The sequence below is a fragment of the Halomonas campaniensis genome (assembly GCF_002211105.1).
Classification (GTDB): domain Bacteria; phylum Pseudomonadota; class Gammaproteobacteria; order Pseudomonadales; family Halomonadaceae; genus Vreelandella; species Vreelandella campaniensis_A.
On sequence record NZ_JPUA01000034.1, the window covers coordinates 988666 to 1011735 of the forward strand.

Consider the following 23070-nt stretch of genomic DNA (forward strand, 5'->3'; position numbering starts at 1 on the left):
CCAATAATCGATTCACACCTCACACCTCACACCTCACACCTCACCATTTACCTATCACGCCGTAACTTACCCCCAATTACCAACATACAAGGCGTAAGCAGCAGCGTTAGCGCGGTGGCGAAGGTGAGCCCGCCGGCGATGGCGCTCGACATCTGAGTCCACCACTGGGCGGAGGGGGCATTAAAGCCCAGGGCAGGGGTGAACAGGTCGACATTGATCCCCAGTACCATGGGCATTAACCCCAGCACCGTGGTAATCGCTGTTAGCAGCACCGGGCGTAGGCGCAAACAGCCTGCTTCGAGTGCCGCCTCGCCGGGCGTCATACCCTGACCGCGCAGCTCGTTGTAGGTATCGATCAATACGATATTGTTATTGACCACAATACCCGCCAGAGCAATCACGCCCATGCCCACCATCACAATGCCGAAAGCCTGACCGGTAATCAGTAGCCCCATCAAAACCCCCGCGGTGGAGAACACAATCGCCGAGAGCACCAAGCCCGCTTGATAGAAGCTATTGAACTGAGTGACCAGTATCAGCGCCATCAAGCCGATAGCAATCAAGAAGGCACTGGCCAAGAACTGCATCGACTCCTGCTGATCCTCCTGCTCACCCGCCACATTGACCATCAGACCGTCAGGCAGGCTGTCGCTTCCCGCCGCCATCAGGGCGCCCAGGCGCTCATCAGCGAGGTAGCCGGGGGCAAGGTCTGCATCAATGGTAATCGCCCGGCGACCATCGATACGATTAAGAGTGCCCACCTTGGGCGCCGGTTCAAGCGTCACAAAATGCGAAATCGGTACCTGACCCCGCTGGGTATTGATGGTTAGCCGTTCAAGCTGATCCAGCGAACGCCAGTTTTGCGGCAGACGCACGCGGATATCCACTTCATCGCTGACTTCCGGCGGGCGATAGCTCGCCACCTGCAGGCCGGTGGTCAGCAACTGCACCGCGCTACCAATGGTCGTCACATCGGTTCCCATGCGCGCCGCGGCTTCACGATCCACGTTAACCCGCCACTCCACGCCGGGTAGGCTTCGGTTATCCTGAATATCGGTAAAGCCGCCCAGCTCGCGCATTAACTGGCTTAGCTGGTTAACCCCTGCATCGGCAACATCGGGGTTGGTTGCGCTCACTTCCAGCATGATCGGCTTACCGCCACCGGGGCCCATCTCCTGCTCCTGAAACTCCAGCGTGATGCCGGGAATATCCCCTGCGCGTTCGGCCATATCGTCCAAAATAGCCTGGGCAGGGCGGCGCTCATGCCAGTCGATAAACTGGAACTGCAGCATGCCAATCACATCGTTACCCATCTGCTCGTTAGGCACGGCAAATGAGCGTGCATACAGCGCCCGCACTTCGCTCATGCCAGACAGTTTGGCTTCTACTCGCCGCACGATGGCATCGGTTTCCATGGCGGAAAAGTCGCCCCGGGCACGCACCAATACTTGAGCGCTATCGGGCTCCACATTAGGGAAAAAGTCGACGCCATGATTGAAACGGGCATAGCCGGTATACAGCAGTGCCATTAGCAGTACCGTCACCAGCAGCACCCAGGCCGGGTGCATCAGTAGCCGTGCCAGCAGATGGCGGTAGCCGCGACCAAAGGCAGTCGTTGCATCGTCATGATGGGCATTTGATTGCTTGGCATCGCTGCGGGTAAACAAGCGCCCCAGCGTGGGCAAAAACACCAGCGCCATGGCAAGCGACGCCAGCAGGCACAGAATGACCGTGGCGGGCAGGTACTTCATAAATTGGCCCACCACGCCGGGCCAGAACAGCAGAGGAATAAACACCGCCAGCGTAGTGGCCGTCGAGGCAATGACGGGCCAGCTCATGCGAGAGGCAGCGTTAAGCCAAGCTTCGTGGGACGTTTGACCATCCCGTAAATGACGATCGGCCAGCTCACTGACCACGATGGCACCGTCAACCAGCATTCCCGCCACCAGAATCAGCGCAAACAACACCACGATATTGAGCGTAAAGCCAAATGCCCACACCAGCAGGATACCGGTTAAAAAGGCCCCAGGAATGGTCAGCCCCACCAGCAGCGCCATGCGCCAACCCATCACGGCAACCACCACAATCAGCACCAGCACCACGGCGGTCAGTACGTTGTTGAGTAGCTCCGAGAGCATATTCTCAACGGTGGTCGACTCATCCAGAATGGTCGTGAAGCGGAGCTGCTCAGGGAGTAAGTCATCAGCTTCCGCCAAGCGCTCACGGACAGCGCCAATGGTGGCGATGATATTGGCACCAGCACGCTTGGAAACTTCCAGCACCACCGCTGGCTGGCCATCAATGCGGGCAAAGCCCTCCGGCTCTTTATAGGTGGGGTGAATCCACGCCACATCGCCAAAGGTGACCACGCGATCCTCATCGACCTTGACCGGCATATTCATGACGTCTTCAAGGGACTCAATAATGCCGGGGACTTTTAACGCCAGGCGCCCGGCGCCGGTATCCAGGCTGCCTGCGGCTACCAAGCGGTTATTGCGCGATACCTGATTAAACAGCTCGTCAAAATCGACGCCATAGCTCTCCAGCACCAGCGGATCAACGACAATTTCCAACAGATCTTCCCGCTCACCGGCAATGTCGACTTCCAGCACATCGGCGATGCCCTCGATCTCCTCCTGCAAGCGCCGGGCAATGGTCATGCGTTCACGGGTATCCAATTGCCCGGAGAGGCCAATCGTTAACACCGGAAATTCTGACACATTGACCTCAAAGACCCGCGGTTCGTCGGCCTCGGAAGGCAGCTCGCTGCGGGCAATATCCACCCGGTCACGGACGTCGGTTAGCGCGGTATCCGGATCAAAGCCAGGGTCGAATTCCAGCGTGATCGAGCCATGCCCCTCGCTGGATTGGGCGGTAAATTTACGCAGCCCCTCAATACCGCGCAGTTCCTGCTCCATGGGGCGGATCAATAGCCGCTCGCCATCCTCGGGGCTAACGCCCTCCAACGATAGCGAGACATAAATCATCGGGATGGTGACGTCGGGGTTGGCCTCTTTAGGAATCATCTGCCAGGCAGCGATACCCGCCAGTAGCAGGCTCACCAACAGCAGCAACGTCGTACGGGTATGGGCTAGCGCCGCATTAATCAACTGGCGCATGAACGCTATCCTGTTCCGCCGGCTGCGAAATGATGGCTTCCTCCACGGGCACCGGTGTGACCGTTTCGCCGGTGTCTACCATACCGGCACCCAGCGTAATCAAACGCAACGGATCAGGCAGGCCGGTGACATAGGCACGTTGGATATCGGCGCTAACGAGTTCAACAGCGGTCTGCAGTACCTGATCGTTATCATCCAGATGCTTGACCGCCAGCTCTCCTTCGCTGTTCAAGCTCAGCAGCGCGGGCGAAAGGGTATGCACCTGACGGGGCGGCAGGGTAATGGTCAATTCAGCGCTGCCGCCCGCCAAGCGTTTACCGGCGGGGTTATCCAGCGTAGCTTCTATATAGAAGCTACGCGTTGCCTCTTCGGCGCGGTGGCTGATAAAGGTCAGCTCGCCCTCTAAATGGTCACCATTCAGCAGCCGGGCGGTCACTGGCAATCCTACGCTTAAATCACCCACCTGCTGCTGAGAGACCCAGGCGGCGCCTTTCAGACGTCGGTCATTCACCAACTGCCCCCACTCTTCGCCGGGCTGCAGTAGATCGCCTAGCTCTACCTGAACGCGGTTTAGTACGCCATCAAATGGCGCGGTGGGGCGGCTGTCGTCCAGTTGCTTCTGCAGTCGTGCTACCGAAGCGGCGCTGGCGCTTAGGGCACTCTGCAAGCGCAGGAGCTCCGGCTGGGAGATCAGTTCCCGCTGGCGCAGATTGCGTGCCCCGGCATACTCCGCCTCGGCCACCGCCAGCTCATCGCGGGCCTGCTGCAACTGCTCGGGCAGGGCGTCGTTATCCAGCACCAGCAGCGTATCGCCTGCATTCACACGGCTGCCTTGGGCGACGGGCTTCTCCGCCACAAAGCCCGCTACGTTGGCGCGCAGGGTGGTTTCCCGCTCTGCCGTCAGTTGACCCTGGACAATTTGCTGAGGAATAAATGGTGTGCTCTGCTGTACGACAATTTCTACCCGCGATCCTGCTTCGCTACGTGTAGGGGCGTCCGGGGGCGTGGTTTGAAAGCGCTGAAAATTACCAAAAGCGAGCCATATCACCAGTGCCAGCACCAGCAGGCTAGCCAAGGCATAAGAGAACGGAATTTTTCGCATGGAGCGTCCATGTCCTTAGCAAAACAAGAAAAGGAGGGCATAAAACCGAAGATACCATAGCGCAACTCAACCTTTTCAGCGAGTGGCACGCCATTGGGTGGATCGTACGTGTAGCACCGGGTAGGTGTGTTAAATAGCAAGTAGTCTCATGTCTGATTGAGTTTTTGTCCGGCTGGGCATACCATCTTTGCGTCTTGAGTTCTGTTAAGCCACTCCTCAGGCGAGAACCATCCCTAGGCGAACCAATCAAGGAGCAATGATGAAAGATCCAGTACGTATTGCGATTACCGGCGGCGCCGGTCAAATCAGCTACTCTCTCATTTTCCGCATCGCCGCTGGCGACATGCTGGGGCCGGATCAACCCGTCATTCTCCAGCTGCTGGAAATTCCCCAGGCAATGGACGCCCTGAACGGCGTGGTGATGGAAGTTAACGACTGTGCCTTCCCGTTGGTGCAAGACATTGTTGCCACTGACGACCCGAATGTCGCGTTCAAAGACGCTGACTTCGCTCTGCTGGTAGGCGCGCGTCCGCGTGGCCCCGGCATGGAGCGTAAAGACCTGCTGGAAGCCAACGCAGCCATCTTCTCCGTGCAAGGCAAGGCGCTGAACGACCACGCCAGCCGTGATGTAAAAGTGCTGGTGGTCGGTAACCCGGCCAACACCAACGCGCTGATTGCTTCCTGCAACGCGCCGGATCTAGACGCAAGCCAGTTCACCGCCATGACGCGCCTGGACCACAACCGCGCCCTGACCCAGCTGGCTCAGAAAACCGGCAAGCACGTCACGGACGTTGAAAACATGATCATCTGGGGCAACCACAGTGCCACCCAGTACCCGGATCTGGCCCAGTGCAAAGTCGACGGCAAAGCCGCTTTTGATCTGGTCGAGCGCGACTGGTACGAAAACGACTTCATCCCCACCGTGCAGCAGCGCGGCGCGGCGATCATCAAAGCACGTGGCGCGTCTTCAGCCGCTTCTGCTGCCTCTTCCGCCATCGACCACATGCACGACTGGGCGCTGGGCTCCAAAGGCATCGTCAGCATGGCGATTCCCTCTGACGGCAGCTACGGCATCGAAGAAGGCATCATCTACTCCTACCCAGTGCGTTGCCAGGGTGGCAAGTATGAAATCGTTCAAGGCTTCGAAATTGACGAATTCAGCCAAGAGAAGATGAAAGCCACCGAGAAAGAACTGCGCGAAGAGCGTGCAGCCGTCGAGCACCTGCTCGGCTAAACGCGCCCGCTGGCGCTTTTACACTAGCGTTAGTAAACGCAAAACCCCGCAAGCCTGGCTTGCGGGGTTTTTTGTTGGGCTAGTTATGAGGCTTGCTCATAGAGATACTCGAATTTTTGGCAGAAAGAGTGTCAAATGGTTAGACGAGTTATATGGGGCTAGGGGGTTAAAATGCATGCGATTGAATTTGAGGCGGATATTCAGAATGGAATGGTTAAAATTCCCGATGAGTATGCGCATTTGAAGAACAGACATGCCAGAATCGTTGTGTTGTATGAAAATACCTCGGATGAGGCAGACGCTTCTATTAAACAGGTTGGAATAGATTTTAGGTCTGTAAAAGCTTCTTCCTTGGCCGCTCAGGATGGAGTCGAATACCAAAGGAACTTGCGGGATGAGTGGTAATTACCTGCTTGACACCAATGTCTTCATTAATGCCATTGAACGTCAGTTGTGTCTGCCTGCTGCCCATTACGCCTATTCTGTCATCACAGAGCTTGAACTGTTGGCCTTTCCCGGCTTATTACCACAGGAAGAGCACGCCATTAAAGTGATATTAGCTCAGTTAACAAGAGTGGAGCTGGATCATCAGGTCAAAACTGAAACCATCAAGGTGCGGCGTAATACTCAAATGAAACTGCCTGATAGTATTATTTCTGCTTCCGCATTTGTAGCAGCATCTACGTTGGTTACTGACGACGTCAAACTAGCAGCAAAACATAGTGGCAATGTGATCTCGCTTGATGCTCTTCTAAGCCGTTAATCATTTATCTGCATGTGGTAGTCCCCAGCGCGCCTGCGAAGTCGACCCGGTGTGGGAGCAACGCGCAGCGGTGCTGGGGGTTCACCATTCACCAACTCAATCCCGCAAACTCATGATCCGCCATTGGCGTTCTTTGGCGATTTCGCGCAGGGTGTCGTCGGGGTCGACGGCGACGGGGTGCTCGACTATTTCTAACAGTGGCAAATCATTGTGTGAGTCGCTGTAAAACCATGCGCCTTCCATGGTCAGGTCTTGATCTTCCAACCACTTTTCCAAACGAGTGACTTTGCCTTCGCGGTAGCTGGGAATGCCCGACACGCGCCCCGTATAGCGGCCATTTTTGACCTCCGGATTCACCGCGATTAAGTGATCCACTCCCAGGCGTTCGGCAATCGGGGCAGTAATAAAACGGTTGGTGGCGGTGATAATCAGCAGTGTGTCGCCTTTGGTGCGGTGTCGTGCCAGTAGTTCTTCGGCTTTAGGCAGGATATTGGGCTCGATTTTGCTAACCATAAACTGCTGGTGCCACGCAGAAAGCTGCTCAGGAGAGTTGTCGGCCAGTGGCTTAAGTGCCATTTCCAAAAACGCCGCCATATCCAGGGTGCCCGCGTTGTAATCGGCCATAAAACGCTCGTTGGCTTCCCGGTAAGCGATCGGATCAACGGCCCCTTGTTCGAGTAGAAACTCGCCCCAGGCATGATCGCTGTCGATGGATAGCAGCGTATTATCCAAATCGAAAATGGCCAGACTCACGGCGCTCCCCTTTTTTAGTCAGTGAAAGTTGAAGGACAGTAGTGCTGTCCGAGACGCTAGTAAGGCAAATAGCGGACGCGGATTATCGCAGAGTCGCCCTGCCATTCCCACCAGCGATCAGGCTAATACCCAGTAAGCATTCACCACTTAGCGTTATATTGTATTGATACGCTTGTCACCCTTGTGGAAAAATGGGGACAACTGAAAATTTATAAGGTGATGTCCGTGATCGACGCTGACGGCTTTCGCCCTAATGTTGGCATCATCATTGCCAATAGCCAGGGGCAGCTGCTTTGGGCGCGTCGGGTAGGACAAAATGCGTGGCAATTTCCCCAGGGGGGCATCAATGCAAGCGAGACGCCACAACAAGCACTTTTTCGTGAGCTTTACGAAGAGATCGGCCTAACCGCCGACGATGTTGATATTGTTGCCTGCACCCGGGGCTGGCTACGCTACCGTCTGCCACGACGTATGATTCGCACACATTCGCGTCCGGTCTGTATAGGCCAGAAGCAAAAGTGGTTTTTACTTAAAATCCGTTGCCAGGAAAGCCAAATCTGTATGACGGCAACCCCAACACCCGAATTTGATGGGTGGCGGTGGGTGAGCTACTGGTACCCGCTAGGGCAGGTAGTGCCTTTCAAGCGAGAGGTGTATCGGCGCGCGCTAAGAGAACTGTCTCCCCGCGTTCAGCGCCTGGCACAGGATGAAGATTAGGGCAAGGCGCCGCTGCCCAACTTAGGGCGGCAGCAGTTTGCCAGGAAATTCCTCAGCGAGGCAAATAATAGTGAAAAGTAAAACGTCCATGCTTGAGGTGCTGCGCCGGGTAATCCAGGAGGTGAATGGCGCGCGCAACCTCGACGCCGCGCTGTCCACGATGGTACGCCGAATTCGTAAAGCGATGCAGACCGATGTGTGCTCCTTCTACCTTTACGACAAGGAACTCGAGTCGCTGGTATTGATGGAAACCATTGGCCTGCGTACCCAAGCAGTCGGGCGCGTCGTACTGCCGTTAGGCGAAGGCCTGGTGGGCTTGGTGGCCAAGCGCAGTGAGCCGCTGAACCTCGAGGACGCTCAGACCCACCCGCAGTTCCGCTATTTTGAAGCGACCGGAGAGGAACGCTACTCCAGTTTTCTGGGCGTGCCGATTATTCACCAGCGCCATATGCTGGGCGTGTTGGTTGTCCAGCAAGCCGAAAAGCGCCGTTACGATGATGAAGATGAAGCCTTTCTGGTTACCATGGCGGCGCAATTGGCGGGAGTGCTAGCCCACGCATTAGCGACAGGCAACCTGTTGCGTCCGGCGCTTGCTGGTGGTCAAGCAATGTTTAAAGGCGTTGCGGCCTCCCCAGGTATGGCCATGGGGGAGGCGGTGGTCATTACTCCTCCTTCCGACCTTAATAGCGTGCCTGATCTCATTCCAAGCGATCAAGATTACGAGGTGGCGCGCTTAAAGGAGGCCATTGGCAAAACGCGCAGCGAAATTCGCGCCGCGGCCGAGCGTTTGGCAAGCCGTATCTCCGCCCAGGAGCTGGCGCTGTTTGATGTCTACCAGCAGATGCTTGGCGAAGCCGCGCTGGCCGATGAGGTGGAGAAGCGTATTCGCGAAGGCCAGTGGGCGCCCGGCGCCTTGGCCGACGTAGTGCGCCGTCACGTCCAGTACCTGGAGCGGGTGGACGATAACTACCTGCGCGAGCGGGCCGCGGATATTCGCGACCTGGGCCGCCGGGTACTCGCGCATCTGCAGGAAGATACTCCGTCCACGCCGGAAACCTACCCCGATAACGCCATTTTGGTCGGTGATGAGATCAGCGTGGCCATGCTGGGCGAAGTCCCCCGCGAGAAGCTTAAAGGGCTGGTCTCGGTGCGCGGCTCCAGTACGTCTCACGTGGCGATTGTGGCCCGAGCCATGGGCATTCCAACGGTGTTGGGTATGGTGGATTTACCGCTGCCACGCCTAGGCGGTGCACCTGTGGTGCTGGACGGCCACCGTGGCCGCCTGTTTGTGCGCCCGGCGCCTGAACTTACGGCACGTTATGAGAGTCTGATCGCCGAAGAAGAGGCGCTCAGCGAACTGCTTGAGCACGAGCAGGATCTGCCCAGCGCCACGCCCGACGGTCGCACCATGCCGCTTATGGTCAATACCGGCTTAGCGGTAGATGCCACCGCGCTGCTGAAAAGCCGCATTGGTGGGGTGGGTCTCTACCGAACCGAAGTGCCGTTTATGATTACCGAACGCTTCCCTGGCGAGAAAGAGCAAACCAAGCTGTATCGTGAGCAGCTCGAAGGCTTTGCGCCACTGCCGGTAGTGATGCGTACCCTGGATATCGGCGGCGACAAAGACCTGCCCTATTTCCCCATTGAAGAGGCCAATCCGTTCCTTGGTTGGCGCGGGATGCGTGTCACCCTGGATCACCCGGAAGTATTGATGGTGCAACTGCGCGCCATGCTCAAAGCTTCCATTGACCTGGATAACCTCTACGTCCTCTTCCCGATGATCACCAACGTCGAAGAGGTCGATGAAGCGCTGCGTCTGCTGGATCGCGCCATTCTAGAGCTGGGCGAAGAGGGCATCACGGTGGTGAGGCCTAAAGTGGGCGTGATGATTGAAGTGCCGGCCACTATCTACCAAATGGACGCACTGTCCAAGCGAGTCGACTTCTTCTCAGTGGGCAGCAATGACCTAACCCAGTACTTACTGGCGGTGGATCGCAACAACCCCCGGGTATCCAGCCTCTACGATGCCATGCACCCTGCGCTATTAGGTGCGCTGCTGGAATTGGCCAATGATGCTGCGCGGCTCAATAAACCCATTTCACTCTGCGGGGAGCTGGCCGGAGACCCGGCGGGGGCGCTACTGCTGATGGCCATGGGCTTTACCAGCCTCTCCATGAACGCACCAAGCCTGCCCAAAGTGCGTGCGGCTATTCGCCGAGTGCCGTTTAGTGATGCCGAGCAACTGCTTAAGGAAGTGATGGAGCTGGATACGCCTGCCCAGGTACATACTCACCTAGAGAAGCGAATGGATGAGTGGCAGCTTTCGCATCTCATGCCGCCCCGTGACTAGGTTTCCAGGCAAATCTTAGGCGTTGCCTAGGGCGTTGATGCAAGCGAACCGCAGGGCAGCGCCAGGGTGGTTTCACCCTCAAAGCGCCCCAGCGGCCCAAAGCGCTGCTCGGTAATCTCGATTTGTCCGTGGCTGTCCATCGTCAGCCACGAGGTGGCGCGGGTGCCGTAGTGTTCGCCAACAATAAACGCCGCCGAAAGCTGGCGCTCCAGTTCAAGCCCCACGCCGGTATCCGGCAACGCCTCATCAGCCGCTTGTTGCGGATTTTGCATTGCGCGCTGCACGGCGCTGGGCCAAGTCTTCAAGGTGCCTACAGGTAATAAACTCTGCTCAAGCGCATCGCGAACCTGTAAAAGCTTTGGCCAGGGTGAGTTGAGGTCAGCGTTGGATAGGCCATGCACACCGGGAGAGACCTCGCTGAGAGCCAGGCGGTCTCGGCCCCGGTGAAGGTGCCAAAGCCGCTGCGGCGTCGCGACCAGTAAATTAAACCCGGCGTAGCGCAGTGCCTCGCCCTCGTTGAGTGCGGTCAGCCACCCTTCGATATCGTCACTCTGCAAAGCATTGGCAACCAGTTCACCCCGGCTTGGGGCGCCGATAGGCACGCTTAGTTGTAGGTCACGTACATTGGTTAAAGCGGCCACGACGCCACCACGCTTGGCCCCCAGCCACGAGCCACCGGCCTCCAGGTCACGCCCGCCAATAACATCGGGGCTATCTTGCCACGCACCCAGCGGCGCGGTGGGGCGCGCATAAAACTCATCTCGGTTACCCATTAGCCGCAAAGGCGTGGGTGTGCCGGGTTGCCAAGCAAACGATATTAAGCACATAACAAACTCGTAGGCGAAAAGGATGGAAAACGTTCAACGCAAGAGCCGCATGACAGTAACGAAGCGTAGACGTACACTTACATCAGTATCATGTTTGTAGCATAAAACGCCACACGATTGGGTGTGAGTATTGGTGGGCAGTTCTGGGTTTAAACAGCGGTCACGTTATTAGCGGCCATTTGGCCAATAGGAAGGCGAGATCATGCAACGCTATGAAAGGGAACACTTTTGGAACGCCATTGTATGGCCTCTGCTGTGGCCCCTGCTGCTTGTGCAAGCAGCATTAGTCGTCCTTTGTTTGGTGGTTGGCGCCATGATGTGGTGGATGTCGCCAAGCAACGCCTCCTGGAGCACCATGCTGTGGTTGATGGCGGCCCTTCTTATCGGCAGTAGTTTGAATGTCAGCGTCTTCCTCATGCTGGTCAAAACCCGCGCTCGGCATAAAGACGCCCGGTTTATGCAAGAACTCACCGAACTGGAACGGCATAGTCAAGCGCTCTGCGCCACCGCCGCGCGTGCACTACCCGAGCATAAATGCGCCCCGCCGGATGCCGCCGACGAATCTCATCTGCCGCTTCAGCGGTTGGCCAGCGTTAACGAAGTGCTAGCCGGTCTTGAACGCTGCATGCATTGCTCACAAGTAGCCAGCGCTGCCACCAAGAACTCCCGGCAGGAGCATGAGCAAACCCTGCTGGACGACCTTCAACACCAACAGCGCCAACTCAAGCATTTGATGGCTGGAAGGGAAAGGGCACGGGAAGAGTCGCGTTTGAAATCAGGCTATCTAACGCTGCTGCAACATGAAACCGACAACTTGTTAGGCCATTTAAATGCCATGGCGGACAAAGAAATTACCGATAACTGCCGCCAAAATGTCATGGAAGTATACGAACACGTATCGGATATACGCGCACTGTTGACCAACTTAATTCAACAGGATGCCGATGGGCAAAGCGCTGGGCAGGATTCTGGGCAAGGCTCTGGAAAAAGTAGTGGGATGGGAGAGGTGGGAAGTGATGGCGCGCTCGCCGCTTTGCAGCGCAATTTGCGGGTATTAGTCGTCGACGATGGCCCCGTTAATTTGATGCTCGCCCGGCAGATGCTGGAAACCCAAGGCCTGCAGGTAGAGGGCGTTAGTAGTGGTGAGCAGGCGCTGGAGCGCCAAAAAAACGCCAACTTCGATCTGGTGTTCATGGATATCTTTATGCCTATTCTGGATGGTCTTGAAACCACCCGGCGCTGGCGTGAGCACGAGCGTAATCGTGGCGGCGGCAATCAAAGCGTGCTGGTCGCGTTAACGGCCAATGCCGACAATGCCGGGCGCGATGCCTGCCTGGCCGCCGGCATGGATGACCTGCTCGCCAAACCGTATCAGCCCGAAACACTGCTTAATATGATTGCCTACTGGTTCCCTGGTGCGATTAAAACAATGCCGCCTGAAGAACGATAAAGGTGGCTTTCTGAGTAAGCAGACTTATCATTGCACTCGTAACATTGGTGTACTGCTCGCAGCGGCGTAATGGTATGACGATAGTGGCGGTGCTATGTGCCACTGCCGTGAGCAGGCCCCGATATTTTTTTGGTCAGCATTAGAGAGTGTAAATGATTAATTACCCGACGATTGACCCAGTGGCCATCTCCTTGGGGCCGCTGCAAGTCCATTGGTATGGCCTGATGTACGTAGTGGGATTTGTCGCAGCTTGGTGGCTTGGCTGCCGACGCGCATCGCGGATTGGCCTCAATAATGACGACATCGGTGATTTACTCTTCTACTGCGCGATCGGTGTCGTCGCCGGTGGGCGCCTAGGGTATGCACTGTTTTACGGGCTAGGGCAGTGGACAGCCGACCCTCTCTGGATATTCCGCGTGTGGGATGGCGGCATGAGTTTTCACGGCGGTCTACTCGGCGTATTGCTCGCCGCCTGGATATTTGCCCGGCGTAAACAGCTGGCATTTCTAACACTCACCGATTTTATCGCCCCGCTAGTACCGATTGGCTTAGGCGCCGGGCGCATCGGTAACTTTATTAATCATGAGCTACCGGGCCGCGTGACCTCGCTACCCTGGGGCATGCCGTTTCCTGGCATGGGGCCTGAGCCACGTCACCCGTCAGCGCTTTATGAGGCGCTGTTAGAGGGTGTTGTGTTGTTCGCTATTCTCTGGTGGGTCTCGGCTAAACCGACATCGCGGGGCTTTTTATCCGGCCTATTCTTGGTCTGCTACGGCGTGTTCCGTTTTATGGTCGAATTTGTCCGCATGCCCGACGCCCACATCGGCTTTATCGCCTTCGGCTGGGTCACCATGGGCATGCTGCTCACGTTGCCGATGATCGCTCTGGGCCTGGTTGTCATCGCCTGGTCACGCTCACAGCCTGTTGATGTAAAAATCGCAACCTAAGATAAAACGCCGTAAACAAAGGTTTTCGTAGCGCGGCGTAAGCGTCAGCGCACCCGCGGGAGCAGCGCGCAGCGGTGCCGGGGTTGGTTATGTGGCACCGGGCGTCGTTCCGCCGCCTCCCGCGGGTGCCTCAAACGCTCGCTGAACTCGCGTTCTCGTTACCACGCGCTACGGTTCTTGCACTCACTTGAATAGGTGCTTTCGTAGCGCGTGGTAAGCGAAGCGCACCCGCGGAAGCAGCGCGGAGCGGTGCCGGGGTTGGCCCAATAACGCTAACAGGCCGGCACCGCTAGACCGGGCAGCTATGGGCGCCTAGAATAAACCGCTACATCGCCTGTTAACTTGGAAATTCTGTGACTGCTACAACGCCCGCGCTTGAACAGCCTTATTTAGACTTGATGCAAACTGTTTTGGAACATGGCGTTGACCGCCGCGACCGCACAGGTGTTGGCACACGCTCCGTATTTGGCCATCAAATGCGCTTCGATTTATCGCGTGGTTTTCCGCTATTGACCACCAAAAAGCTTCACCTGCGTTCTATCATTCACGAACTACTCTGGTTTCTGAAAGGCGACACCAACATTGCCTATTTGAAAGAGAACGGGGTACGGATTTGGGATGAGTGGGCAGATGAAAACGGCGACCTGGGCCCCGTTTATGGCTACCAGTGGCGCAGTTGGCCCGACCCCAAAGGGGGCAGCGTTGACCAAATTGCCAAGGTACTTGACCAAATTCGCACCTCGCCACAGTCGCGCCGCCTGATTGTCTCCGCCTGGAACCCGGCCCAGGTCGATGACATGCAGCTTCCGCCTTGCCACTGCTTGTTCCAGTTTTACGTCGCCAATGGAAAACTGTCGTGCCAGCTATATCAGCGCAGCGCCGATATTTTCCTGGGTGTGCCATTCAATATTGCCAGCTACGCCTTGTTGCTGACCATGGTCGCCCAAGTGACAGGACTGCAACCGGGTGAATTTATCCACACCCTAGGCGACGCACACCTGTACAGTAACCACCTTGAACAGGCCAAAGAGCAGCTGTCGCGCACGCCCAAGGCAGCGCCTAAACTGGTGCTTAACCCAGCCATAGATGACCTGTTCGCATTCCGTTTTGAAGACATTCACATTGACGCTTACGAAGCGCACCCGCACATCAAAGCCGAGGTAGCGGTATGAGCCAGCAGAAAGATACCTTCGACTCCCTGGTGCCAGTGGCCATGATTGTTGCGATGGCTAAAAATCGAGTGATCGGTGTAGACGGCAAGCTACCCTGGTACTTGCCCGAAGATTTAAAGTTCTTCAAACGTATGACCCAGGCAAAACCGCTGGTCATGGGGCGTAAAACCTACGCCTCCATTGGCAAGCCGCTGCCCAACCGGCTTAATGTCGTGGTCACCCGCAACGCCGAGTTTTCGCATGAAGGCGTGCGCGTGTGCCACGATCTGCCCGCAGCGCTAGAGCTGGCCGACCAGCACGCAACCATAGAAGCGGCAGAAGAGATCATGGTAATGGGAGGCGGGGAAATTTATCGCCAGGCGTTACCCTTTGCCCAACGGCTGTACATAACGGAAGTGGACATTGACGTAGAAGGCGACGCAACGTTTCCTGACTTCGACGCCAACGAGTGGCAGGAAGTGCAGCGCGTAGCGGGGCAGCCAGCAGAAGGGCAGCCAAACTATGATTTCGTGGTCTACGAGCGCGTCGCCGACTGAACAGGGCAAAGGAGAAGGCTATGGCCGCCAGCTTAATGAACATGTTAGATGATTTAGAAGCGCGTCTGGAACGCACACAAGCTGAGCTACAAGCCCTGCGTGACGAAAATCAGCGGCTGAAGCAGCAATTGGCGCAGCAAGACGCCCAAGAGCAAAGCGTGCCAAGTCCAGAGCCCGTCACTGTAGTAGAAGCTGATGCACCCAGCGAAGCAGCTTTCGATACAAAAAAACTCGAAGCAGAGACCCATGACGCGAACACGCTAGACGTCAAGGCGCCTGAAAAGAGTGTGTCTACTGAAGCTGCTCCTGTGGAAGCAGCCTCCGCTGAAACAGAAACAGAAACAGGAACAGAAGAGAAAGCTGAATCATCGGCTAGCCATGAAGCGGCCAAGACACCTTCACCGCACGCCCTTCTTAACCAATGGTACGAGCGTTACCCTAAAGCTTTCTTCAAGGGGCATACCAAACCGTTAAAAGTAGGTATTCACCAAGACCTTGTAGAGCGTGAAGAGTGGCCCAGCAAGTTGATTCGCCGCGCCTTGGCCAACTACGTGAACCTCCCACGCTATATAAAAGCAGTTCGAGAGGGCGCCGAACGGGTAGATCTGGATGGCCAGCCCGCAGGAAAAGTCGATAAAGAAGCGGCACTCCATGCGTCAGCAAAACGCGGTGACCAAAAGGAAGCGAAGCAGCCAGAAAAAGCGCAACCAAAACAATACAAACAAGCGTCTGTTGCTAAAAACACTCGCCGAGAAGCCCCTAAGCAGCCTGATATAGCGCCGAATGCAGAAAAAGTTGAGCCACGTAAGCCGCTTAGCTTGGAAGACAAATTGTTAGACTTGCAGCAGAAGTTCAAAGGCCGCTGAGACCAGGTCTATAGCCGTGGGTTCCATTAAAAAGCACAAATAGTAAGAAAACACTGTTTTTTTCTATTGCGTTCCCTGGAGTCCCAGTATAGAGTTTGTTCTGCGAGCATTGGACTATAACAAGGCTTAGTTGAGGACATGCCGCATACCTCCGGGAAAAACCGGCGGATGGCAAAAGAGCATGGCCCGCAAAAGCCAACTGCCAGCTCATTAAGAGCTGAGCAGCAACGATCGAAACAGTATACGAGTTAAGGAACTTACATCATGAAAAAGACACTTTTAGCGACTGCTATCGTTGGCGCCCTGGGTGCCTCTGCTGCAGCCCAAGCAGCAACCGTTTATGACCAAGACGGCACCAAACTTGACGTCTATGGTCGTATCGCCATGGGTATCGCTGGTGGCGGCCCTGAGTACAACGGCAGCGGCGAAAAAATCGACAATGACGCTGAATTCGTAGACGTTTACTCACGTCTTGGTCTGCGCATGAGCCACGAAGTTTCTCGCGACCTGACTGCTTTCGGTCGTGTTGAGTGGCGTTTTGACGGTGACGAGCGTACCGGTCCTAGCGGTAACGGCAATACTGGCTTCAAAGAAGTTCGTCAGAGCTACATCGGCCTGCAAAGCGACCAGTTCGGTACTTTCCAAGCTGGTAACTTCGACAGCTTCTACAACCAGTTCGTTTCTCTGCCGTTCGATGTTTACATCGACCGTGGTCTAGAATTCGCTGGTCACCCGAAGCAGTCACGTGGCGACTCTATCGGTTACTACACGCCTGACCTGAGCGGCTTCACTGCATTCTTGCAGCTGAAACACTACAGCGAGCGCGGCCTGACCGAAGCAGAGCAATCTTCTGAAGGCGACGTAATCGCACCGCAAGGTGGTGTTCGTTACGCACAAGGCCCTGTGACACTTGGTCTGGGTTTTGTTGAAGATGTAGCACGTGGCGGCGGTAACGCTGAAATGCTGTACGGCCTGATCGGTTCCTACGACATCACCGACCAGTTCTCTGCACGTCTGGGTTACGAAACTCGTGACGACAACAACACTCGTGGCGGTGGTTTCGACACAGTTGGTCTAGGTGGTACTTTCACCACTGGCCCTTGGGCGTTCGCTGCTGACATCTACGACGTAGATCCTGACAATGGCGACAGCCGTACTTCTTGGGCGCTGGGTTCTTACTACAAAGTTTCCAGCAACTTTGACGTATTCCTAGAGCTGCAGCAAGCTGACCAGCAGTCCATCAGCGTAAACGTGTTCGACAACGACGAAATCGTTGGTGTTGATACTGCCGATGGCGACGACATGTACTGGCTGACAGGCGCGCGTTACCACTTCTAAGCCTGGTTTAAATACCACGTTTAAAAGGTAGCTGCCTAGCAGAACCAAATAGAACCGGCCTCTAAGAGGCCGGTTTTTTTTGGCGTCTTATTTTCTTTTTAACGCCAATACAAATAAGAACGTTTTCCCTTTAAGGATCGCTTGATATTGTATAACATTACCTGGCTGTACGGCTTAGGAGCTAAAGCAGCTAATAAAATTAGCGTATCAAGGGATTATTTCTAATGCAGAAGAAGCAGTTTGCGGTAGCGGTAGCTAGTCTGTTAGGTATCTCCTCGGTTCAAGCCACAACGCTTTATGATCAGGATGGCACAAAGCTGGATATTTATGGGCGTATCGCAATGGGGGTTGCGGGCGGTGGCCCCGAGTTTGATAGTGCTGGGAATAAAGTCGATGATGGGGCGGAATTCGTTGATGTCTACTCCCGTCTAGGGTTTCGGATGAGTCACAAGGTCACATCAGATCTAAACGCCTTTGGCCGCTTAGAGTGGCGATTTACCGGCGATGAGCGCAATACTGACCAGGGCTTTAATGAAATCCGTCAGAGCTACATCGGCTTAGCAAGTAAACAGTACGGCACGCTACAAGCAGGTAACTTCGATAGTCTCTACTATCAATTTGTGTCGGCGCCGTTTGATGTTTATCTTGACCGCGGCCTGCTTTTTAATTCAACCGGGCTACAGTCGCGAGGCGACTCAATTGGTTACTACACGCCCGAACTGAACGGTTTCACCTCTTTCCTGCAAGTAAAGCATTACAGTGAGCGCGGATTATCGGCTGCGGAGCAGAGTAGTGAAGGTGATGTCTTTGCCGCACAAGGGGGGATTCGCTATCAGCAAGGCCCGTTTAAAGTAGGCTTTGGCGCAGTGGAAAATGAAGCTCGTGGTGGCGGCAGTGGAAACGGTGAGGTGCTATATGGTCTTATCGGTTCATACTCACTATCTGATCAGTTATCAATGCGTTTAGGTATCGAAAGCCAAGACAATAGCGATACCGACGGAAAAGGGTTCGAAACGGTTGGCCTGGGGGGAACCTACTCCACAGGTTCATGGGCGTTTACCGCAGATTACTACAATGTAGACCGCGACGAAGGCGAAGAGAGCAACGCCTGGGCTGCGGGCGCCTATTACAAGATTTCCAGTGCATTTGACGTGTTCGTAGAGCTAGCGGATGGCGATGCGCCCAGTCTGCGAAAAGAGAGTACCTCAGACAGGACGTATTGGCTGACTGGCGCACGCTATCACTTCTAGTGTCGCTCTAACGCATTAAAAATCATTTGTTTATATTGAAACGGTCTCATTAATGAGGCCGTTTTTTTTTGGATTTTCAACAATAGTTATTTTCACACGAAGAATGAATAAGCTGTACAGGGATTGTCCATGTAGAGCCGCTGGCAGTATTCGCCTACAATGGGCGGCTGGCAAAAGCGCTTTGCGCTTATGCCAACCACTTTCATCCACCCAGAGAAGTAGGGCAAGGGAATACGCCCGTTATAATCCCTGGGCGGTAGCGTGCCTTTTATTTGGAAATAACTATGTCGATATCTCAATGTTCAGTGGTCACTCCAGCACGCATGCTGCTGGCAGCGCTGAGCTTAGCCGTGGTGAGTGGTTGTGCCTCGTACCCCTCCAGCTCAGCTCAGCAAGAAGCGCAATATGTATTGAATAACGACCCGGCCACTCTGCTGCAAGACGAAAATCTCAATGGCTTTTTAACCCAAGCGCCCGCAGGTGGCGTGCTGAATGTACCAGAAAGCCCATGGGGTAATAATGTCGAGGTGGTAGCTGACGCCGCTTACCTTGCCGCCAGTGGACGTGAATGCCGCAAGCTAACAGTGGTAGCGGTTGATTCGAACAATGCGCGTTCAGCACTCGTCTGCAAAACACCCAATGGCTGGGTTAACCAACGCGTTGTGGCACAAACAACACAGGGGCGCAATTAATGAAAGTGACCACACTGCTTGACCGCGCTACGCTAAATCGTTCGTTAGCCGTCGCTTCCATTGCGATTGCCAGCGTCTTGGTAGCGCCCAATACCTGGGCACAGGCGCTGAGTCTTTCCGACAGCATTCTACCTGAGCAGGCCAACCAGCAAGGTAACTTGCCGCAGCAGGAAGTCAACGACACGCCGCGTGCCAACTGGAATAGCGGCACGTATGGCCCGGTTTCGGCCGCCCCGCAAGATCCCGATGTGCTACCGCCATTTGGCGCCAACTTGTTCACTGGTGGGTTTCGCGGCGCAATGGGGGATGGCCTCAACCCTGACTACCGGATTAAGCCCGGCGACCAGGTCACCGTTCGCGCCTGGGGCGCATTTGAACTAGACCGGGTGCTACCCGTCGATGCCCAAGGAAATATTTTCATTCCTGGCTCAGGGCCACTCAACGTAGAAGGGCAGAGCAGTCAACAAGTTGATGCCAGCGTGCGTCAAGCCATTACCTCGGTATACCCAGATAACGTCCAGGTCTATACCAACCTGCAAGGTGTGCAGCCCGTAGCTGTCTACGTCACAGGTTATGTTGAAAACCCCGGCCGTTACGCGGGCACCCCCAACGACTCTCTGCTCTATTTTCTGGATCAGTCCGGTGGCATAGATCAAGATCTGGGCAGTTACCGGCAAATTCGTGTAATGCGCGACGGTCGCAATGTCGCCACCGTGGATCTCTATGATTTCTTGATCAACGGCAATATACCTCGCCCGCAGTTCCAAGATGGCGATACCATCGTCGTTGAAGAGCGTGGCCCCGCAATTGCGGTAGGTGGAGATGTTCACCGTGAATACCGCTATGAAATGACTGGCAGCAGCTTGAGCGGTGCTGAGCTGGTGAATCTGGCGCGGTTAAGAAGCGGTGTTTCACACGTTTTGCTACATGGTGACCGTGAAGAAGGCCCTATTGCCCAATACTTCCCCATCGATATGTTTGCCGGTCAAACAATCCGCAGCGGCGACGAAGTGCTGTTCAGCTCAGATAAGCGCAGTGAAACCATCGTTGTGGAAGTAGAAGGCAGCTATTACGGGCCTTCACGTTACGCATTGCCGCGAGATGCTCGTTTAAGCGAGTTGCTAGACGCAATTGCCGTACCAGAAAACATGACCGCTGTGGAAAGCATCTCAATACAGCGGGAAAGTGTTAAGAAGCAGCAAGCGCAGTCCCTTGAAGAGAGCTTACGCCGTCTAGAGACCACCTACCTAGGTGCGCCTTCCAGCACCAATGAAGAAGCGCAAATTCGTGTTCAAGAAGCGGAGCTGATCCAAGACTTTATCTCCCGGGCCAGCGAGTTAGAACCCAGTGGCCGTCTAGTCGTAGCCTACGACGGGCGTATTTCTGACATCCGCCTGCAAGACGGTGATGTCGTTACTATTCCTGAATTGAGCGACTCCATGCTAATCAGTGGTGAAGTGCTTGTGCCCCAAGCCGCTGTTTATCGCCCAGGCATGAGCGTGATCGACTACATTGAAGGCGCAGGCGGGTTCACTGACCGGGCCGATGACGACCATATCCTTGTAGTACGCCAGAACGGTGCGGTTGAGAACGCCCGCAACGTTAACTTGCGCCCCGGTGACGAAATACTCGTCATGCCCGCTGCTCCCACGCACAACCTTCAGCTAGCCTCTACGCTAACGCAGATCCTCTACCAGATTGCCGTAGCAACCAAAGTAGCGGTTGATCTGTAATAGGAGAAGGGTGAGGAGTGAGGAGTTAGGGGAGGAGTGAAGAGTAAGGAGTGAGGGGGTGAAGAAAGTCCCTCTCACACCTCACAATTTACACCTCACCCCTTACCCCTCACCTCTCACCCCTCACCCCTTACACCTCACTTATTCAAGAAGTAGTGCTATGGATAACGTAAACGGTGGCCCACGGCGGAGTGCACGAACACCGTGGCAAGTCACTCGCAGCGTGTGGTACGCCATGTTCATGCGCGAAGCTATTTCGCGCACCATGTCAGACCGCATGGGCTGGTTCTGGATGATCTTCGAGCCAGTCGCCTTTGTCGCCATTATGGTAGGTATTCGTAGCTTTATTCGCGGCGACCGCCTGGTAGTAAATGCCGAATTTATCCCCTGGATGATTACGGGCTTAATGGGCTTTTTCTTGGTTCGGGAAGGCATGATGCGAGGGATGGGCGCCATTAATGGCAATAAGGCTCTGTTCGCTTATCGTCAAGTGCAGCCCGTAGACCCCGTGCTAGTGCGCAACTTTCTAGAAGGCATGCTGCGCAGTTTTATCTTCCTGATTTTTATAGGTGGCGGATTAATGCTGGGGCTGGACATATACCCAGATAATGCTCTTCGAGCGATGGCCGCTTGGCTTTCTTTATGGAGCCTAGGGCTTGGTTTGGGGCTGGTAACCTCAGTAGCTGCGACCTTGGTACCCGAGCTTGGCCGGGTGATCACCATGCTCTCTTTACCGCTGCTAATAATCTCTGGGGTGATTTTGCCGCTCAATGCCTTGCCCCACTGGTTGCTGGAATACCTGATGCTTAACCCCATCCCCCATGGCCTTGAAACCCTGCGCCTGGGCTTTTTTGACAAGTATCAAGTCGTACAGGGCACCAGCATGCTCTACCTCTGGCTCTTTACATTTACGCTAATCGCCCTGGGGCTATTGATGCACCTGCGCTTTATTGATCGATTGAAGGCACAATAAACTATGCAACGTTCTTTTCGTCATTTTATAAAAACATCGCCACACTGGGCCGTGGCGTTTATCGCGATAGCTTTGGTTTCGTTTTATTGGTTTGTATGGGCGGAAGACCGCTATGTTTCCCGCGCAACCGTGGTGCTAGAAAGCCCACAGCTAGCAACGCCGGAATTTAGCCTATCTTCAATTATGGGTAGCGGTGGTGGGGGCAATACCCACGATCTGTTGCTGCTGCGTGAGCACTTACTCTCTGTAGACATGCTACGCTTACTGGACGAAGAGCTGAATCTGCGAGAGCACTATTCCGAGAACGGAGATATCTTCGCCAAACTACTTAACCGCGATGCCCCTATTGAAGACCTGCACAAATACTACCTGCGCCGGGTAGAGGTCGAGCTGGATGAGTACGCAGGCGTTCTGAATATTCACGTGCAAGCATATACCCCAGAATTTGCCCATGACATGACCACACTGCTACTAGAAGCAGGTGAAGAGCACATGAACGGAATGGGGCACCGCCTAGCGGATGAGCAGGTGAAGTTTCTAGAGCAGCAAATGGTGCGTTTAGACGAGCGCTTTAAAGAAACGCGTGCGGCCCTATTAGAGTTTCAAAATGAACATGGGTTGGTGTCGCCTACCAGCACAGTAGAAAGCATCAACCAAGTAGTCGCCACGTTAGAAGCAGACCTTGCCCGTTTCCAGGCACAGCGTAATGCCTTGGCTAGCTACCAAAGCACTCAGTCAGCTCAGTTGCGTGACGTAGAGCGTAATATTAACGCGCTACGCGATCAAATTGTTGAACAGCGCGACCGCCTCGCACAAGCGGCGGGTGGTTCGCTGAACAGTATTTCCGCAGAGTATGAAACGCTAGAGTTACAGGCGCAGTTCGCTCAGGAGACCTACTCCAGCGCACTCGCTGCCCTAGAAAACACTCGTTTAGAAGCTGCCCGCCAGCTCAAGCAGGTAAGCGTGCTGCAAAGCCCGCTATTCCCCGAATACCCCACAGACCCCAACCGGCTCTACAACAGCAGCGTATTCGCCATCATCACCATCTTCCTTGCCTTTATCTTCAGCATGTTGATGATGATCATCAAGGATCACCGCGATTAAGTTTGGGGTGAAGGGTGAAGGGTGAAGGGTGAATAGTGAGGAGCACTCCACACGATTCACCATTTACCGCTTACAATTCACATTTTGTAGCGCGTGGTAACGAATCTCGCGAGGTACGAGCGAATGAGGCACCCGCGGGAGGCG

Annotated in this window: 20 protein-coding genes; 16 read left to right on the forward strand and 4 right to left on the reverse strand. The window is 55.1% G+C overall.

The features are described from left to right. Nucleotides 1-47 precede the first annotated feature (47 nt). Together JI62_RS16870 and JI62_RS16875 are read right to left on the reverse strand one after the other, a co-directional pair. A complete protein-coding gene (locus tag JI62_RS16870) occupies nt 48-3119 on the reverse strand; it encodes an efflux RND transporter permease subunit (RefSeq protein WP_088701243.1) in 3072 nt (1023 codons plus the stop codon). Next, nucleotides 3103-4221, reverse strand: coding sequence for an efflux RND transporter periplasmic adaptor subunit (locus tag JI62_RS16875; RefSeq protein WP_088701244.1), 1119 nt, complete (start codon nt 4219-4221; stop codon nt 3103-3105). The genes JI62_RS16870 and JI62_RS16875 overlap by 17 nt, the downstream gene beginning before the upstream one ends. A gap of 259 nt (nt 4222-4480) precedes the next feature. Here JI62_RS16875 and JI62_RS16880 point away from each other — a divergent pair, with 259 nt between their 5' ends. From JI62_RS16880 to JI62_RS16890, 3 genes are all read left to right on the forward strand, one after another. Next, nucleotides 4481-5455: a malate dehydrogenase gene (locus tag JI62_RS16880; protein ID WP_088701245.1), complete on the forward strand. Its 975-nt coding sequence runs from the start codon at nt 4481-4483 to the stop codon at nt 5453-5455. A 171-nt stretch (nt 5456-5626) separates the two neighbouring features. Then, the gene (locus tag JI62_RS16885; RefSeq protein ID WP_088701246.1) at nt 5627-5860 is read left to right on the forward strand and encodes a hypothetical protein; all 234 of its coding nucleotides are present in this window, start codon (nt 5627-5629) and stop codon (nt 5858-5860) included. Then, nucleotides 5850-6218: a type II toxin-antitoxin system VapC family toxin gene (locus tag JI62_RS16890; RefSeq protein WP_088701247.1), complete on the forward strand. Its 369-nt coding sequence runs from the start codon at nt 5850-5852 to the stop codon at nt 6216-6218. The genes JI62_RS16885 and JI62_RS16890 overlap by 11 nt, the downstream gene beginning before the upstream one ends. A gap of 96 nt (nt 6219-6314) precedes the next feature. On the opposite strand, the gene JI62_RS16895 is transcribed toward JI62_RS16890, so the two are convergent. After that, nucleotides 6315-6971 (reverse strand): HAD family hydrolase, encoded by a 657-nt coding sequence (locus JI62_RS16895; RefSeq protein ID WP_088701248.1) that lies wholly within the window; start codon nt 6969-6971, stop codon nt 6315-6317. Between the two features lie 225 nt (nt 6972-7196). Between JI62_RS16895 and rppH the strand changes: the two genes are divergently transcribed. Together rppH and ptsP are read left to right on the forward strand one after the other, a co-directional pair. Beyond that, nucleotides 7197-7688 carry an RNA pyrophosphohydrolase gene (gene rppH, locus JI62_RS16900; protein ID WP_088701249.1) on the forward strand — a complete coding sequence of 164 codons (492 nt, stop codon included), beginning with the start codon at nt 7197-7199 and terminating at the stop codon, nt 7686-7688. Nucleotides 7689-7776: 88 nt separating this feature from the next. Beyond that, the gene (ptsP, locus tag JI62_RS16905; protein ID WP_088701250.1) at nt 7777-10038 is read left to right on the forward strand and encodes a phosphoenolpyruvate--protein phosphotransferase; all 2262 of its coding nucleotides are present in this window, start codon (nt 7777-7779) and stop codon (nt 10036-10038) included. Between the two features lie 26 nt (nt 10039-10064). Here ptsP and JI62_RS16910 read toward each other — a convergent pair whose 3' ends face one another. After that, a complete protein-coding gene (locus tag JI62_RS16910) occupies nt 10065-10865 on the reverse strand; it encodes an NRDE family protein (protein ID WP_088701251.1) in 801 nt (266 codons plus the stop codon). Nucleotides 10866-11067: 202 nt separating this feature from the next. Here JI62_RS16910 and JI62_RS16915 point away from each other — a divergent pair, with 202 nt between their 5' ends. The 11 genes from JI62_RS16915 (at nt 11068) to JI62_RS16965 (ending at nt 22926) form a co-directional block, all read left to right on the forward strand. After that, complete coding sequence (locus JI62_RS16915; protein ID WP_088701252.1) at nt 11068-12315, forward strand: response regulator; 1248 nt, start codon at nt 11068-11070, stop codon at nt 12313-12315. Between the two features lie 152 nt (nt 12316-12467). Then, complete coding sequence (lgt, locus tag JI62_RS16920) at nt 12468-13262, forward strand: prolipoprotein diacylglyceryl transferase (RefSeq protein WP_088701253.1); 795 nt, start codon at nt 12468-12470, stop codon at nt 13260-13262. Nucleotides 13263-13615: 353 nt separating this feature from the next. Further along, nucleotides 13616-14434 (forward strand): thymidylate synthase, encoded by an 819-nt coding sequence (locus tag JI62_RS16925; protein ID WP_088701254.1) that lies wholly within the window; start codon nt 13616-13618, stop codon nt 14432-14434. Next, the gene (locus JI62_RS16930) at nt 14431-14970 is read left to right on the forward strand and encodes a dihydrofolate reductase (RefSeq protein ID WP_088701255.1); all 540 of its coding nucleotides are present in this window, start codon (nt 14431-14433) and stop codon (nt 14968-14970) included. The genes JI62_RS16925 and JI62_RS16930 overlap by 4 nt, the downstream gene beginning before the upstream one ends. Before the next feature lie 20 nt (nt 14971-14990). Next, complete coding sequence (locus tag JI62_RS16935; RefSeq protein ID WP_088701256.1) at nt 14991-15836, forward strand: ProQ/FINO family protein; 846 nt, start codon at nt 14991-14993, stop codon at nt 15834-15836. A 264-nt stretch (nt 15837-16100) separates the two neighbouring features. Beyond that, nucleotides 16101-17174 carry a porin gene (locus tag JI62_RS16940; RefSeq protein ID WP_088701257.1) on the forward strand — a complete coding sequence of 358 codons (1074 nt, stop codon included), beginning with the start codon at nt 16101-16103 and terminating at the stop codon, nt 17172-17174. Nucleotides 17175-17398: 224 nt separating this feature from the next. Next, nucleotides 17399-18424 (forward strand): porin, encoded by a 1026-nt coding sequence (locus tag JI62_RS16945; protein WP_088701258.1) that lies wholly within the window; start codon nt 17399-17401, stop codon nt 18422-18424. A gap of 284 nt (nt 18425-18708) precedes the next feature. Continuing rightward, nucleotides 18709-19116 (forward strand): DVU3141 family protein, encoded by a 408-nt coding sequence (locus JI62_RS16950; RefSeq protein ID WP_088701259.1) that lies wholly within the window; start codon nt 18709-18711, stop codon nt 19114-19116. Continuing rightward, nucleotides 19116-20849, forward strand: a complete 1734-nt coding sequence (locus JI62_RS16955; RefSeq protein ID WP_088701260.1) for a polysaccharide biosynthesis/export family protein — start codon at nt 19116-19118, stop codon at nt 20847-20849. Before JI62_RS16950 ends, JI62_RS16955 begins: the two co-directional genes overlap by 1 nt. Before the next feature lie 160 nt (nt 20850-21009). Then, nucleotides 21010-21822 (forward strand): ABC transporter permease, encoded by an 813-nt coding sequence (locus JI62_RS16960; protein ID WP_088701261.1) that lies wholly within the window; start codon nt 21010-21012, stop codon nt 21820-21822. Between the two features lie 3 nt (nt 21823-21825). Continuing rightward, the gene (locus JI62_RS16965; RefSeq protein ID WP_088701262.1) at nt 21826-22926 is read left to right on the forward strand and encodes a chain-length determining protein; all 1101 of its coding nucleotides are present in this window, start codon (nt 21826-21828) and stop codon (nt 22924-22926) included. The last annotated feature ends 144 nt before the right edge of the window (nt 22927-23070 follow it).

Excerpts from the sequence above, each read along its gene's own strand:
- JI62_RS16870 (WP_088701243.1), bottom strand. The coding sequence starts at position 3,119 with ATGCGCCAGTTGATTAATGCGGCGCTAGCCCATACCCGTACGACGTTG.
- JI62_RS16875 (WP_088701244.1), bottom strand. The coding sequence starts at position 4,221 with ATGCGAAAAATTCCGTTCTCTTATGCCTTGGCTAGCCTGCTGGTGCTG.
- JI62_RS16880 (WP_088701245.1), top strand. The coding sequence starts at position 4,481 with ATGAAAGATCCAGTACGTATTGCGATTACCGGCGGCGCCGGTCAAATC.
- JI62_RS16885 (WP_088701246.1), top strand. The coding sequence starts at position 5,627 with ATGCATGCGATTGAATTTGAGGCGGATATTCAGAATGGAATGGTTAAA.
- JI62_RS16890 (WP_088701247.1), top strand. The coding sequence starts at position 5,850 with ATGAGTGGTAATTACCTGCTTGACACCAATGTCTTCATTAATGCCATT.
- ptsP (WP_088701250.1), top strand. The coding sequence starts at position 7,777 with ATGCTTGAGGTGCTGCGCCGGGTAATCCAGGAGGTGAATGGCGCGCGC.
- JI62_RS16910 (WP_088701251.1), bottom strand. The coding sequence starts at position 10,865 with ATGTGCTTAATATCGTTTGCTTGGCAACCCGGCACACCCACGCCTTTG.
- JI62_RS16915 (WP_088701252.1), top strand. The coding sequence starts at position 11,068 with ATGCAACGCTATGAAAGGGAACACTTTTGGAACGCCATTGTATGGCCT.
- lgt (WP_088701253.1), top strand. The coding sequence starts at position 12,468 with ATGATTAATTACCCGACGATTGACCCAGTGGCCATCTCCTTGGGGCCG.
- JI62_RS16930 (WP_088701255.1), top strand. The coding sequence starts at position 14,431 with ATGAGCCAGCAGAAAGATACCTTCGACTCCCTGGTGCCAGTGGCCATG.
- JI62_RS16935 (WP_088701256.1), top strand. The coding sequence starts at position 14,991 with ATGGCCGCCAGCTTAATGAACATGTTAGATGATTTAGAAGCGCGTCTG.
- JI62_RS16940 (WP_088701257.1), top strand. The coding sequence starts at position 16,101 with ATGAAAAAGACACTTTTAGCGACTGCTATCGTTGGCGCCCTGGGTGCC.
- JI62_RS16945 (WP_088701258.1), top strand. The coding sequence starts at position 17,399 with ATGCAGAAGAAGCAGTTTGCGGTAGCGGTAGCTAGTCTGTTAGGTATC.
- JI62_RS16950 (WP_088701259.1), top strand. The coding sequence starts at position 18,709 with ATGTCGATATCTCAATGTTCAGTGGTCACTCCAGCACGCATGCTGCTG.
- JI62_RS16955 (WP_088701260.1), top strand. The coding sequence starts at position 19,116 with ATGAAAGTGACCACACTGCTTGACCGCGCTACGCTAAATCGTTCGTTA.
- JI62_RS16960 (WP_088701261.1), top strand. The coding sequence starts at position 21,010 with ATGGATAACGTAAACGGTGGCCCACGGCGGAGTGCACGAACACCGTGG.
- JI62_RS16965 (WP_088701262.1), top strand. The coding sequence starts at position 21,826 with ATGCAACGTTCTTTTCGTCATTTTATAAAAACATCGCCACACTGGGCC.